This is a genomic window from Prosthecobacter sp. (assembly GCF_034366625.1).
Classification (GTDB): domain Bacteria; phylum Verrucomicrobiota; class Verrucomicrobiia; order Verrucomicrobiales; family Verrucomicrobiaceae; genus Prosthecobacter.
In genome coordinates this window covers 868,006-882,066 of record NZ_JAXMIH010000006.1, presented here as the reverse complement: position 1 = coordinate 882,066, position 14,061 = coordinate 868,006, and the positions used below count along the sequence as shown (strand labels likewise).

Annotated in this window: 12 protein-coding genes; 7 read left to right on the top strand and 5 right to left on the bottom strand. The window is 60.0% G+C overall.

Annotation, left to right across the window (positions count from 1 at the left end; genetic code table 11):
* Window positions 1-24 precede the first annotated feature (24 nt).
* On the top strand, window positions 25-1,602 hold the full coding sequence (locus tag U1A53_RS06335) for a hypothetical protein (protein WP_322279710.1): 1,578 nt from the start codon (window positions 25-27) through the stop codon (window positions 1,600-1,602).
* Window positions 1,603-1,649: 47 nt separating this feature from the next.
* On the opposite strand, the gene U1A53_RS06330 is transcribed toward U1A53_RS06335, so the two are convergent.
* Window positions 1,650-3,314, bottom strand: a complete 1,665-nt coding sequence (locus U1A53_RS06330) for a peptide ABC transporter substrate-binding protein (protein WP_322279709.1) — start codon at window positions 3,312-3,314, stop codon at window positions 1,650-1,652.
* A 6-nt stretch (window positions 3,315-3,320) separates the two neighbouring features.
* Here U1A53_RS06330 and U1A53_RS06325 point away from each other — a divergent pair, with 6 nt between their 5' ends.
* The 5 genes from U1A53_RS06325 to U1A53_RS06305 all read left to right on the top strand — a co-directional run bounded on the left by U1A53_RS06325 (window position 3,321) and on the right by U1A53_RS06305 (window position 9,175).
* Window positions 3,321-3,512, top strand: coding sequence for a hypothetical protein (locus U1A53_RS06325; protein ID WP_322279708.1), 192 nt, complete (start codon window positions 3,321-3,323; stop codon window positions 3,510-3,512).
* 74 nt (window positions 3,513-3,586) lie between these two features.
* Entirely contained in the window at window positions 3,587-4,255 is a 669-nt protein-coding gene (locus U1A53_RS06320) for a hypothetical protein (protein ID WP_322279706.1), read from the top strand.
* An 87-nt stretch (window positions 4,256-4,342) separates the two neighbouring features.
* On the top strand, window positions 4,343-6,004 hold the full coding sequence (locus U1A53_RS06315; RefSeq protein ID WP_322279705.1) for a sialate O-acetylesterase: 1,662 nt from the start codon (window positions 4,343-4,345) through the stop codon (window positions 6,002-6,004).
* Between the two features lie 76 nt (window positions 6,005-6,080).
* The gene (locus U1A53_RS06310; RefSeq protein ID WP_322279704.1) at window positions 6,081-7,583 is read left to right on the top strand and encodes a trypsin-like peptidase domain-containing protein; all 1,503 of its coding nucleotides are present in this window, start codon (window positions 6,081-6,083) and stop codon (window positions 7,581-7,583) included.
* 41 nt (window positions 7,584-7,624) lie between these two features.
* A complete protein-coding gene (locus U1A53_RS06305) occupies window positions 7,625-9,175 on the top strand; it encodes a PDZ domain-containing protein (RefSeq protein ID WP_322279703.1) in 1,551 nt (516 codons plus the stop codon).
* Between the two features lie 9 nt (window positions 9,176-9,184).
* Here the strand turns inward: U1A53_RS06305 and U1A53_RS06300 are convergent, their stop codons facing one another.
* On the bottom strand, window positions 9,185-9,901 hold the full coding sequence (locus U1A53_RS06300; RefSeq protein ID WP_322279702.1) for a YceH family protein: 717 nt from the start codon (window positions 9,899-9,901) through the stop codon (window positions 9,185-9,187).
* A 56-nt stretch (window positions 9,902-9,957) separates the two neighbouring features.
* Here U1A53_RS06300 and U1A53_RS06295 point away from each other — a divergent pair, with 56 nt between their 5' ends.
* Window positions 9,958-10,239, top strand: coding sequence for a hypothetical protein (locus U1A53_RS06295; protein WP_322279701.1), 282 nt, complete (start codon window positions 9,958-9,960; stop codon window positions 10,237-10,239).
* A 6-nt stretch (window positions 10,240-10,245) separates the two neighbouring features.
* Here U1A53_RS06295 and U1A53_RS06290 read toward each other — a convergent pair whose 3' ends face one another.
* From U1A53_RS06290 to U1A53_RS06280, 3 genes are all read right to left on the bottom strand, one after another.
* On the bottom strand, window positions 10,246-11,706 hold the full coding sequence (locus tag U1A53_RS06290; protein ID WP_322279699.1) for a sulfatase: 1,461 nt from the start codon (window positions 11,704-11,706) through the stop codon (window positions 10,246-10,248).
* Between the two features lie 826 nt (window positions 11,707-12,532).
* On the bottom strand, window positions 12,533-13,228 hold the full coding sequence (locus U1A53_RS06285) for a pseudouridine synthase (protein WP_322279698.1): 696 nt from the start codon (window positions 13,226-13,228) through the stop codon (window positions 12,533-12,535).
* A gap of 200 nt (window positions 13,229-13,428) precedes the next feature.
* Window positions 13,429-14,028, bottom strand: a complete 600-nt coding sequence (locus tag U1A53_RS06280; protein ID WP_322279697.1) for a hypothetical protein — start codon at window positions 14,026-14,028, stop codon at window positions 13,429-13,431.
* Window positions 14,029-14,061: the final 33 nt, after the last annotated feature.

The window sequence follows — 14,061 nt, the reverse complement described above, 5'->3', positions numbered from 1 at the left end:
GTTCACGCGTGCATACTGCACCGCATGATCCGGCCCCACACGCCGTCAGAAACACCTGCTGACAAGCCCGCGCACAGCGGGCAGAGCGGTGGCGTGTGGGCATCGCCATGGGAACTGGATCACGACTGGGAAGATGCGCCACCGCCGAAGAAGCGACGTCTCATGAAGGAGGATGAGGCGGAGGCTCCGCCACCTCGTGCGGCTGAAACGAAGGCGAAAGCAGTGGTCCAGCCAATGCAGACATCCAGGCCGGCCCAGGAGGCGGCTGTTCCGAATGTGGCTCCTCCTTTGCGGCTGGCGAACGCACCGCGATTGCCGCGAGCGTCTGCCGAGCGCGAGGCTTCGTGGTCCACCCTGGTCATCCTGAGCATGGGCCTGCTCGCGTTTGTGTTCATCGTCTGGCTGTATCTGGATGATCCGGTTCAGGGCGCGGATGAAGATCTGCTGCTGCGGCGCCCTGTGGACCAGGCGCAGACCATTCAGACGCCGGAAAAGCTGCGAAAGTTCCTGGAGTCCATCGTGCCCTTTGAGAGCACGGCCTTGTATGGCAAGCCGCCATGGCTGTGGGACACGCCCACGCTCGCGCGCATCGTGCAGTCGAACGGTGCGGCGCTCGACAATCTGCGCGATCTGCTTGAAGACGCCGACTGGCATCCGGCGCATGCCGCGTGGCACATCACGGACCCGTGCGGCGACCCGCGCTGGCATCAGGCGCTGCGTTTGAAGCAGGCAGAGGCGGCGTACCTCTCGCGCCGCATGCAGGAGGAGGGGGCGTTCACGGCGGCGATTGATCTGGCCGAGCTCGGCTGGCGGCTGGAGCAGATCTGGGCGTGGCCTTCGTGCTATGAACGCTCGCTGGAAGCCCAGACCTTTGCCGCGCAGACGCTCGCCGACCTGCTGCGGCAGACGAAGCTGCCCGAATCGACGCTGCGGCAGTTTCAGCGTCAGTTCAACGTGTGCCAGCCTGGCGTCGAGATGCTGGCGGGCGCCATGAACGCCTTCTATGTGCATGAGAAGAAGCTGATTCTCGGCCCCAAGAGCGGTGAGCTGCTCGACACCATGCCCGGCGGCGTGCAGTTGAAGCGGCCCGGGAGATTGTTCTTCAAGCCGAATGAAACCCTCCAGCACTTTGCTGCCGCGTTTCGGCAGTTGAAGGACGAGGTGAAGGCTCCGCTCGCACACACGTCCGAGGTGCGCCTCAAAGACGCGCCGACCAGTGAAGGTGCCTACCAGCCGAACTCCTCCGGCCGGGTGTATTTCCATCAACGCTCGAAGCCCTACACGCGCCTGCCGGCGTTTCTGGGGTTGGTGCGTGCGCGTGGAAATCTGATCATCACCTTGTTTGCCGTGCGCCGCTGCATTGCCGAAAAGAAGACGCTGCCCGCCACGCTGGAACAGCTCCGCGCCTTCAATTACCTGCTCGATGTGCCGGTCGATCCCTACACCGGCGCTCCGCTGCAATACAACCTCGCCCATGGCCTGATCTGGTCCGTTGGCAACGATCTCAAATCCGTCAGTGGCATGCCCACCGAGCCGCCGATGAACGACGCGACGGAGCCGACGGTGGAGATCGGCATCGCCGTGGCGGGAGTGGCGAAGTAGCCTCGTTGCGCTGTAACTGGTTCAGAACTTGTTGCGGCGCAACAAGGCTACTTTTTCCACCGCATGCAGCGGAAGGGATGATCGTCGATCATGTTTGGTTGTACGCCAGTGAGACGGTCGGCGTGGTAGAACTGGACGCCGACGTAGTGGTAGATGGGGAGGATGACGGCCTCGTCGGTGACGAGAAGTTTCTCCGCCTGCTGGAACAGCGTGTTACGCTGATTGAGATCAGGTTCGCGGGCGGCGGCGGCGATGAACTCATCGTATTTGGGGCTGGCCCAGCCGGTGCGGTTGTTGCCGCTGGTGGAGAGGAACATCTCCAGGAACGTGCCGGGGTCGTTGTAGTCGCCCACCCAACTGCTGCGGCAGAGGTGGTAGTTTTTCTCCTTCATCGACGAAAGGTAGATCTTCCACTCCTGCTTCACGAGATCGACGCTGACGCCGAGATGCTCCTGCCACATCGCTTGCAGTTCGACGGCGATGTTGCGCTCGACTGGTTTCGGAAAGTAGAGGTATTCGACGCGGGGGAAGCCTTTGCCGCCGGGATAGCCGGCAGCGGCGAGGAGTTCACGCGCACGTTCGGGATTGAACTCAGGGCCGGGCGGCGGCTGGTAGTTTTGTCCGGCACCGGGCGGGGTGAGGCTGAAGGCGTTGCGCTCGCCGAGTTGGGTGATTTTTTCGGTGACGCGCTTGCGATCAATCGCGAGCGAGAAGGCGAGACGGATCTTCGGGTCAGTGAACGGCGCACGGTTGACGTTGAAGCGCGTGAAGTAGCTGCCGAGGAACGGTCCCGTGTGAAAATACGGCTGCTCCTTGAGCTTCGCGGTGAGCGAGGTGGGCACCATGCCCTTGTCCATGATGAGATCGGCCTGACCGGTGAGGAAGTAATTGATCGCCGTGTTCGGCTCGGAGATCGGCAGGATATCGATGCTCTTCATGGGCACGTTCGCGGCGTCCCAGTAGCGTTCGTTGCGGCGTAGCACGATGCGGTCGTCCAGCAGCCAGTCTTCGAGCGTGTAGGAGCCGTTGCCGATCAAAACGCCCGGCTTGATCCACGCCGTGCCGTGTTGTTCGACGATGCGCTGCGGCACGGGCGAGAACGTGGTGAAGGCGCAGAGGTCGATGAAGTAGGGCGTGGGATTTTCGAGTTCGACGCGCAGCGTGCGGTCATCCAGCGCGGTGACACCGACCTGCGCGAAGTCCTTGAGCGTGCCCTCATGAAAAGCACGGGCGTTTTTGATGACATAGAGCTGGCTGGCGTAATCCGCGCCGAACTCTGGGCTGAGCACGCGTTTCCATGAATAAATAAAGTCGTGGGTCGTGAACGGCTGGCCATCGCTCCAAGTCGCGTTCGGACGCAGATGAAAGGTGTAAGTCTTGCGATCAGGCGTCATTTCCCAGCGCTCCGCCATGCCTGGCTGCGGTTTGCCCGCTTCGTCGATGCGGCACAGGCCTTCAAAGAGCGCCGAGGCGATGCGCATGCCGACTTGGTCGGTCACAATCGCCGGATCAATGCTTTCCGGCTCGGCCCCATTGATGAACACGAGATCCGCACGCGGTCGTGACTTCCCGCAGGCGGCGAGGACGAGAAGAAGTGCGGTGGCGAGGACGAAACGAATCACACGAAAAGCTAGCACACGCTTGGTGCGGTCCGCAGCACAAAGATCATGGAAGGACTGCATCTTGACGCTGTTTGGCGCTGCCAGTAACATTTGGCCATGAAAATGCTGCCTCTCGTCACGATCACCGACCAAGGCAAAGCGTGCTGGCTGCTCAAGGCGGCTCAGGATTCGGATTCCGATGACAAGGTTGCGCGGGATGAATGGCTGGACGCCGAGCTGGATCGCATGCTGCGGGAGCCAAAAACTGGTGTTTCGGTCAGTCGTCTCATTTTGGAAAGTCGCCGATGACCTCGTATGCCGACTCCAGCTTTCGCGGAGGCGGAAGCTCGCAATAATTTTATCTCCCTTCATCCTCTGTACCCATGAAAGGCTGCTTCAAGTTTGTTCTTCTACTCGTTGGGCTTCTGGCTCTCATCGGCCTCGTTTCATCCAAGGTCATTGAATGGCGCATGACGCCGGAACAACGCGCAGCACGAGATGAGCAGCAGCGTGTGAAAGCGGTGCAAGAGGCCAATCTCGCCGCCGCCAAGACCGAGAGCCAACGCCGCAAGAATGCCGAGGTGGAGGAGCTGCAACAACCTTTTCTGGAAGAACTGGTGAAGCTGCCTGGACTTGATCAGGCCAGATTCACAGGGAATGACACACTCGAAGTGCGCTTTGCTCCTCTAGTCCACATTGGCGAGGATCATGTTCGCGTAATGTGTGAAAACATCGCGAAACTCTGGGGCGCCCGCGCCGGATTGAAGTATGTCCGCTGCGAGAGTTGGTATGGATCCAAGCGCTACGCCGTCGGCGAATACGACGGCCCGATACCTGAGGCATACATCGCCAAAGTGCTCGTGGAGGCGATGGAGAAACAACAGGAAAAGAATGCCGCAGCTCTGGTGGCACTCGAAGGCAAAACCCTCGTAGAGGTGGAAGGCACCCACGGTCCCACCACTTCCAGAGACAAAACCACTGGCTGGGCCGAGTTTCGCACTTTCCATGCTCGTTTTGAAAACGGCAAGGTGGCGGAGGTGATGGTGAAGTGATCACAGAAAGCCTCCTCTCGAGCGAGTAGCTCGTTGGACATTTTCGCGCAATGAAGCGGCTTCGGCAGTCGTTTTGGCTGCCCGATCATGATCTCCCGACTCACACTCCTCCTCGCCAGCCTTGCGCTCACTGCCCGCGCCGAATTGAAACTCCCGGCCATCATTGGCGACAACATGGTGCTGCAGCAGAAGCAGGCGAATCCGCTCTGGGGCTGGGACGCGCCTGGCATGGAGGTGACGGTGACATTTGCGGACCAGACGAAGACCGCCAAGGCCGATGCGAAGGGCAAATGGACCGTGAAACTCGATCCAGTGCCAGCGAACGCGAAACCGGCGACGATCACGATCAAGGGCAGCAGCACGCGTGAATTGAAGAACGTGCTCGTGGGCGAGGTGTGGATATGCTCCGGCCAGTCGAACATGGGTTTCACGGTGGGAGGTACCTGGGATGCCGATTTGGACATCGCACAGGCAAAGTTTCCGCAGATTCGCCTGATCTCGGTGCCGCAGGTCGGCACGCAGGAGATTCAGGATGACTTCAAAGGCCAGTGGGAGGAATGCAGCCCGGCGAATGTGGGGCCGTTCACCGCCGTGGGTTATCATTTTGGCCGTGTGCTGCATGAAATGCTCGGCGTGCCGGTCGGTCTCATCGACAACGCCTGGGGCGGCAGCGCCTGCGAGGCGTGGGTGAAGCGCGACGTGCTGGAAAAGGATCCGCGCTTTGCCTCGATCATCGCGAAGTGGAAGCAGACCGAAGGAACATTCACTCAGGAGGCCTTCGGCAAGCAGGTGGCAGATCACAAAGCCAAAAACGACGCCTGGACGCAGGCACGGCGTGAGGCGTGGAAAGCAGGCAAGCCCTTTGCTGAGAAGGCACCGCGTGCACCGCAGAATCAAATGACCGGCCAGCATCGTCCGGGCAATCTGTATGCCGGCGTGCTGCATCCGACGATTGGTTACGGCATCAAGGGTGTGGTCTGGTATCAGGGCGAATCGAACGCCAGTCGTGCGAAGGAGTATGGCGAGCTGTTCCCCTTCATGATCGAGCATTGGCGCAAGGAATGGCAGCAGGGCGATTTTCCCTTCTACTGGGTGCAACTGGCCGACTTCAAAGACGTGCAGGCAGCGCCGATTGACAGCGAATGGGCCGAATTGCGCGAGGCGCAGACGCGCACGATGAGCAAGCTGCCGAAAACCGGCCAGTGTGTCATCACCGACCTCGGTGAGGCCAACGACATCCATCCGAAGAACAAGCGCGACGTGGCCGAACGCCTCGCCCGCTGGGCCTTGGTGAACGATTACGGCCAGAAGCTGCCGTATCGCAGCCCAGAGCTGAAGGACGCGAGGTTTGAGGGCGGCAAGGCGTTGCTGACCTTCGATTACGCTCCTTCTGGCCTGCGCACCGTCGATAAGGACGAGGTCCAAGGCTTTGCCATTTGCGGCGAAGACCAGAAATGGGTGTGGGCGAAGGCCAGCATCATCGGGGGATCAAAGAAGGGCACGAACCAGATCGAAGTGAGCGCAGAGGGTGTCGTAAAGCCGGTGGCCGTGCGTTACGCTTGGGCCGACAACCCGGTCTGCAATGTCTATTCCTTCGACGGCGGCCTGCCTCTGACGCCGTTCCGCACGGATGACTTCCTCATGGTGACTGATCCGGCCAATCCGAACAGCTTGGCGGCGTTGACTGCGAAACGTGACGCAGACTTGAAAAAGCGTGCGGACGTGAAGAAAAAGGCCGGGAAGAAGTGATCGTAGCGATTATTTCATCAGCAAACTTGTGTTAGAAGCGGCGGCGCACGTATGTTTGTGGCTTCACGTCACCTGCATGAACATCCGACCGCTTCTGCCTCTCCTCGCCCTCGCACTGCTCCCCTCAGCAGCCAGCGCACAACCCGCGCCAGCCCCTCCTCCCGCGAATCAGGTCATTGATGTGGCCTCAGGGGCCTGGGAAGGCATCGTGAACATTGATGTGTCAGTGCTTTTTCCGGATTATCGCGAACCGTGGAATGCCGGACAGCCCAGCGGTGGCAGCGGGACGGGCTTCCTCATCGGCAAAAATCGTTTTCTGACCAATGCGCACGTCGTCAGCAATGCCACACGCATTCTGATCCGCACCACGAACGATCCTGAGCCGCATCCGGCGAAGATCATCCACATCGCGCATGATTGTGACCTGGCGATCATTGAAGCAGAAGACGGCAAGCATTTTGAAAAACTCAAGCAGTTGGACTTCGGCGGCATCCCGCAGCTCAACACCGAAGTGATCGCCATCGGCTATCCCATCGGCGGAGATCGCATCTCGGTGACACGCGGCGTCGTGTCGCGCATCGACTTCCGGCCTTACAGCCACACCAGCGTCGATTCGCATCTCGCGATCCAGGTCGATGCGGCGATCAATCCCGGCAACTCGGGCGGGCCGGTGCTGCAGGAGGGCAAAGTTGTCGGTGTGGCCTTTCAGGGCTTCAGCGGTCGTGTGGCGCAGAATGTCGGCTACATGATTCCGGTGCCCGTGATCAAGCGCTTCCTCAAGGATGTCGAAGACGGTCGCTACGATCACTACGTTGATCTCGCGGCCAGTGATTTCCCCATCGAAAACCCGGCACAGGCCAAGGCGCTAGGCATCAACGGTGACGGCGTGGGCGTGATGGTTGCCGATGTCGAGCCTGCTGGCAGCGTGGGTGAGCTGCTCAAGATTGGCGATGTCATTTTGAGCATTGACGACAACCCCGTGATGAACAACGGACTCGTCCGCTTTGAAGGTGAACTGATGGACATGAATGAAATCGTCGAACGCAAATTTGCGGGCGACACGATCAAGCTGAAGTACATGCGCGACGGCAAGAAGCTGGAGGCCACGGTGACGCTGAAACGCTTTGATCCCTACGTCCGCCTCGGCGCGCAGTATAACCAACGGCCGCGTTACATCGTGCATGCGGGCCTCGTGTTCCAGCCGCTGGACCGCAACCTGATGGACGCGCACCAGATGCGTGACAGCACGGTGAACTACGTCTTCGACAACTTCCTCACCGACAAGCTCTACGTTGAACGCCCTGAACCCGTCGTGCTAACCAACGTGCTGCCGGACGAGGTGAACACCTGGCTCAGTCCGTATGCGCACAGCATCGTGGATGAGATCAACGGTGTGAAGATCAAGTCGCTCAAGGATGTGAAAATCGCGCTGGAGAAAAAGGACACGGCGTTCATCGAAATCCGCCTGTTGGAGAAAAACCGCCCGCTTGTCCTCAAGCGCGAACTCGCCCAGACGGCGCATCCACGCATCATGCAGACCTACAACATCCTGGAAGACTCTTATCTCGGAGACGAATAGCCGCGTGATCTGACTCTGAAACCTTTCGCCCCGACGATTCCATGAAGCTCTTTTCATATTTCCTTCTTCTCGCGCTCAGCGCTGCTGTTTTGCCCGCTCAGACGCCTGCCGAGCCCACCGTTGCCAAAAAGAAACGTGTGTTGACCGCCACCGACGGCCAGGCATCCCGGCCCGTCATTCAAAACAGCTCCTTGGTGAAGGTTAACGCCACCTCGCAGCCGTATAACCTGCATCTGCCATGGCAAAAAGAATCGCCCTCGGGCCGTCGTGGGCTGGGAGTGGTGCTGGCGGGCAATCGCGTGCTCGTCACCGCCCAGATGGCGGCGGATGCGACTTACATCGAGCTGGAGCTGCCGGAGAGCGGCCAGAAAATGCCCGCGAAGGTGGTGGCGGTCGATTACGAGGCAAATCTCGCCCTGCTGGAGTCGCCTGTGTCAGACAAGCAGAAGACATTCTTTGCCGGACTCAAGCCGATGGCCGTCGATGTAGGCGCGCGCATCGGCGACGCCGTTTCCATTCTACAAACCGGGCGTGTGGGAGAACTCATCGAGAGCCCGCTCCTCATCGGCAAAGTGCTCACACGCCGCTACAATGTCGAAGGCTCCGGGTTTCTCATCTATGAGGCGAACGGCATCATCCGCAGTGAAGCCAACAGCTTTACGCTGCCGGTGGTCAAAGGCGGCAAGCTCGCTGGCCTGCTGCTGAGCTACGACTCGAAAAACCAGGTCACCACCATTCTGCCCGCGCCGATCATCGAGCACTTTCTCAAGGACGTGGCGGACGGCAGCTATGAAGGTTTTCCCGGCCTCGGCATGGAACTGCAGGCCACGCAGGACGAGCAGTTCCGCGAATTCCTTGGCCTCAAGCCCGACGCCCCCGGCGTTCTCATCACCACCGTCATGAAAGGCGGCTCCGCTGAAAAAGCCGGCATGAAGAAGGGCGACATTCTTCTTTCCATCAACGGCTTCACCATCGACTCACGCGGCGACTACAAAGATCCGCAGTTCGGCGCCCTCAGCTCGAGCCACCTGGTGCGCGGACGCGCGTATGTGGGGGACAAAGTCGAGATCAAAGTCATCCGTGACGGCAAGGATGTCACGCTCAACGGCCAGCTCGCTCGTCGCAGTCCGGACGACTACCTTGTACTGCCGTATCAGTTCGACAAAGGTCCACGCTACGTCCTCATGGGCGGTTTGCTATTCCAGGAGCTGTCACGTCCGTATCTCGATGCCTTTGGCGAAGAACAGCGCGGCGGAGCCATCCTGCGTCTCACCCGCATTGCCACGCATCCTGACAAGTATGAGGAAGAAGGCCGCAAAAAGCTCGTCTTCCTCAGCATGGTGCTGCCCACACCCAGTGCGCAGGGTTATGACAAGCTCGGTGGCCAGGTGATCAACAAAGTGAACGGCAAGGCCATCAACGACCTCAACGATCTGGCCGAAGCATTCAAGAGTGCGAAGGACACCTGGCACGTCATCGAGCTCGACGACTTCCCGCACATCCTTTACCTCGACACTTTCAATGCCGAGCGTGACAACATGCGCCTGCTCGGAGGTGCGTACCGCATTGGCAGCCTGAAGCGGCTGGAATAACCCGGCGATTCACTTCACCGCGCCGATCAGCGTCTGCAGCCGTGACACCTGCGCCTTTAGCAGCGTGATCTCGGCTTCCATCTTCGCCCGCCAGTCAACGTCGGATGATTCCTCTGCGGGCAGAGCCGCAGGAGTCGGGGCCAGGATCGTCGTCGCGGCTGTGCCGGCCACCTCGCCGCAGAACAGATGCATGAACTGCGCCACGCGTTGTCCGGGTCCTGCGGGAATGCATTGAACGAGCGGCCCTTCACTGTAGCCGATCAATTCGGCCAGCGTGTTCTCCACGCCCGGCATGTCCGAGAAGGCGTGCAGCCGTTCGGTGCGCTGCCGCAGCTCACCGGCGGTTTGCGGGCCGCGCAGCAGCAGCATGCACAGCAGCGCCATGTGCGGACGTTCCAGACCGGGAAGCTTGCCCTTCAGGTTATGGCGGTATTTCAGCGCCCGCCCGCCGACAATATTGACCTCAAACACGTAGGCGTGAGATTTCATCGATTCCAGCGCTCGAAGCACCGTGCGCTCGTCGTAGCGCACGATGGGGTCGCGGTTCGTCGTCTGATTGCAGGCCGTCACCAGCGCATTGAGCGTCATCGGGTAGTAATCCGGCAGCGTGATCTCCTTTTCGAGCAGGCAGCCCATGATCCGTGCCTCCTCGGCGCTCAGGGTGAACAGGATGGCGGGGGTGACGGATTCGGCGGACATGCGTGGCACGACGATGCCGCGCTTCATGGGAGGTGCAACTTTCTCTGAATAGACTTCAAAACGCTGCGTCGAATCCCGCACCTATGAAACGGAAACTCCTCACCGCCGTCGGTGCGCTTCTTCTCGCCACCGGTCTGTCCTCCTGCTACGTCTATGACGATCCGCTCACTTGGGGCAACCCCTACGGCTCGCCTGTGTATCGTCCGAGCTATTATCCGCGTTCCTACAGCTACCCTTCCCGCAGTTACGGCTACAGCAGCTACCGCTCGCACTCCCACTGCGCTCCCACCCCGCCGGTGTGCCGCAGCGGCTACAGCGGTGGTTACGGCGGCGGCCACGGTCACAGTCGTCACGGCTGGCATTGATCCAGATCAAGGCTGCTTCTTTGCCGGGGCAGCCTTCTTCTTTTTCACATAGTCCGGCCATTCGATCTTCTTCCCCTCGCTGCCGGTAAACGTCCACACGGGCCACATCGGTGACTCGGCTCGAACTTCGGCGTATTTGGTTTCCAGCAGGGCTTTCATCTCGGTGAGTTTCGCGGACTCGCTCGCGGCGAGATCGTTCTTCTCGCCGATGTCGGCGCGCAGGTTGAAGAGCATGAAATTTTTGAGCGCCGCCTCTTTGAAATCGCGTTCCTCCTGCTCGGTGATGTCGTTGCTGCGTGGCGGCGGCGTTTTGTCGAGCATGGCGAGGATTTTCCAATCACCGACGCGCATGGCAACTTTTGGCTCACCCGAGGCGCGGTTGAAATGCCAGTAGAGCGGCGTTTTGCGTTCCACCTGGCCGCCTTCCAGCACCGGCAGCCAGTTGGCGCCGTCGAGCACGCGATCACCTGGTGGTGTGATGCCGGTGATGGCGCAGGCGGTCGGCAGAAAATCGACGTGGCAGATTGGTTCGTCGCTTGTCGTGCCCGGTTTGGTTTTGCCCGGCCAGCGCAGAATGCCCGGCACGCGGATGCCCCCCTCCCACATGGACCCCTTTTTGTCACGCAATGGCCCGGAGGAGCCGTAAGGGTGCTGCGCGGTGATCGCGGGACCGTTGTCACTGGTGAAGAGCACCAGCGTGTTATCACGCAGCCCGGATTCATCGAGCTTCTTCATCACGCGGCCAAAGGCATCGTCCATCTGCGTGATGTTGCCGTGGTGCGCGCTGTAGGCGGGATCGTCGTGTGGATAAAGCGCGGTGTACTTCGCATCGGAGGCGATGGGTTCGTGCGGCTCATGAAAGCAGACGTAGAGGAAGAACGGTTTCGCCTTGTCACGTGCATCCAGCCAGCGCAGCGCCTCATCCGCCACATGATGCGCGGCATAGCCTTCGAGTTTGCCCACCTCCTTGCCGTTGCGCACGAAGTTGTCGGGATTGCGATGGCTCGGATACGCGTTGTTCTGCGTGGAGAACCAATGATCGAAACCGTGATCGCCCGGCTGCGGCTGCGTGGGCTTGTTGAATTCACCGTTCATGTGCCACTTGCCGCTGTGGCAGGTCGTGTAGCCGGACTGTTGCAGCAGTTTGGCAATGGTGATCTCGCTGCGCCTCACATGCACAGGCGAGTCTTCGGGAATCCAGTTGCGCACGCCCACGCGCGTCGGCGTGCGGCCCGTCATGAGTGCCGTGCGTGAGGGCGAGCAGTTCGCATGACCCGCGTAGCAGCTCGTGAAGCGCAGCCCTTCACTGGCAAAACGGTCGAGGTTTGGCGTCTGCACATCCTTCGCGCCAAAACACGCCAGATCGCCATAACCGAGGTCATCCGCCAGCACGAGCACGATGTTGGGCCGGTCCGCGAGCGAGATTGTGGCAAAGACCAGTGTGAGGAGAAAGAGCAACGGTTTCATGGCCTCATGAACGTCTTCAGCGCGGAGTTTGTTCCATGGGAATCAGGCGCCATTCGCCCTCAACGAGACAGCCCGGAACCCGTGCTTCTTCCGGGCTCTAAGGGTAACCCTGATGGCGGAAGTAGGGGATCAGGTGGACATACGGAGAGGACGTGGACAGCGTATCCTTCATCGACGGCTGCGAGTGACGTTCAACTCCGTCTGCAGCCGTGGTCGGGGGAGAGTTGATTCTGAATGGAACCCCAATCCCCTCGTCAAAACTGACACCATGAAAACAAAAATTCTCACCACTCTCGGTGCTGTCGCCGCCGCGTGTGCGTTATCGTCATGCGACGTTTACTCTCCGGGCTACGCCTATGGCCGCCCGGCCTACAACCGCCCCGTTTATTACGGGAGCAACTATTCGAGGCCCTTCTACCCGTATAGAACTTATGGAGTGGCCACGAATTATTACTCTCGTCCCATCGTTCGGAGTTCCCCTCACCATCAACATCGCCACTCCTCGGTGGGTGTGAGCAATTGGAATCGCTGGAACGATGGTAGATCCTGGTCACGCTCCTCGGGCTCCTCGAGTTCGTGGCAAAATCGCAGCCGCTCCTCTCCGTTCATTCTGAACAACCGCACTTCCTCGTCGTTCCGTTCACCGAGCGTCAACATTGGCTCGTCCACTCGTGCCTCCGTGGGAAAAAGCCAGCGGCATCGCGGTCATGACCGTGATCGAGACTGATGCAGGTTCCGTCTGAAAATGGACTCAGACGCAGCGCCCAAGGTTTCTACTTGGGCGCTGCTTGGGTGCTCTTCAGGCGCTGCCGGCTCAGTAGCGTCGTCAGCGTGACGCTTGTTCCACCGGAATCATCCGCCACTCGCCTTCGGTGAGATCGCCCAGTTCATACGGACCAAAGCGTTCGCGATGCAGCTCCTCCACATGCCAGCCCTGGCTGGCGAACATGCGCCGCACCTGATGATAACGGCCTTCCGTGATCGTGAGACGGGCGGTTTTCGATGAAACAATCTCGAGTTTGGCGGGCAGGCACGGCTTGTCCTCGCCACGCAGCATGAGATCGCCCTTGGCAAAGATGTCCACAAGGTGTGGATCGAGCTCGCGGTCGAGTTCGGCGAGATAGACCTTCTCCACCTCCGCTTTTGGCGAGGTGAAACGATGCACGAGGCTGCCGATGTCGGTGACGAGCAGCAGGCCGCTCGTGTCCTTGTCCAGTCGCCCCACGCTCGTCACCGCAGGGTTGCGATCCGGCCAGTGAGCGGGAAGCAGCTCATAAATATTTGGCCCTTCATCCTGACTGTGCGTGCAGGCATAACCCACCGGCTTGTGCAGCATGGCCAGCAATCCCTCCGGCGCTTCGAGCGGCTGGTCATCGACTGTGATGAGCGCTGAATCGACGCGTTGATCCGAGCGCTTCACAACCACGCCACCCAGCTTCACCCGGCCTTCTTTGACGAACGCCATGGCCTCGCGACGTGAACAGTAACCGAGGGAGGCGAGCAGTTGGTCGAGACGGCGCATGGGGATGGGAAAGTGTGGATGCTCCATGCTCAAGGTGTCCTGTCATGCAGGAAATGTGTCCGCTGCGTCTTCTTCGCACTGTAGTCCCGGCTTCAGCCGGTTCCGGGCACTGTAGTTCCGCCTTCAGGCGGTTCTGGGCGTGTGGTGAAGGCGCACCCTTTTCCAGAGCCGGCTAAAGCCGGGACTACAATGCTCAAACGTCAATCATCCCACCCGGCACCATAGTCGCCCAGCGGGTAAGCCTTCCAAATACGCGCCGCTTCATCTCGCCCCGTCTCGCGCAAGTAATCATGCGAACTCGACCACGGCCAGTCCGTCCATTTGGCGACGTAACCATGCTTCACCGCGTTGTGGTGGATGTAGTTCACGGTCGCCCAGAAATGAGCTTCACTGCGCATCGCGCGGTCAGTGGCGCGATGCCAGCATTGGCGGCCTCGTGCATTGTCCTCGCCGTTCCAGGTGAAGGAGGTGCTGCCATGCAGTTTTTCCAGTCGTGCAAGAAGCGCTGGAAGATCGGAGGTTGTCGTCAGCACATGGTAGTGGTTCGGAAGGATGCACCAAGCGTGGATGACGGCATGAGCTTCTTCGAATGCCTGATGTAAAAGCGGAACGAATGCATCCATGCGCTCGTGAGCGGCCCCGAGGATCGGAGTGTGTTCGTAAGAGGTGCCGGTGATGAGATACTGGCTCGTCTGCTGTCCGGTATAATGCGGCGGGCCGTGCCACGGACGGTTCAACAACTTCCGGCGTACCAGCACCTCCTCGCGCATCTCAGGCGTCCATTTTCGCCACGCATACATGCCAGGATTTCAGCTCAGACGTGCGAATGACGC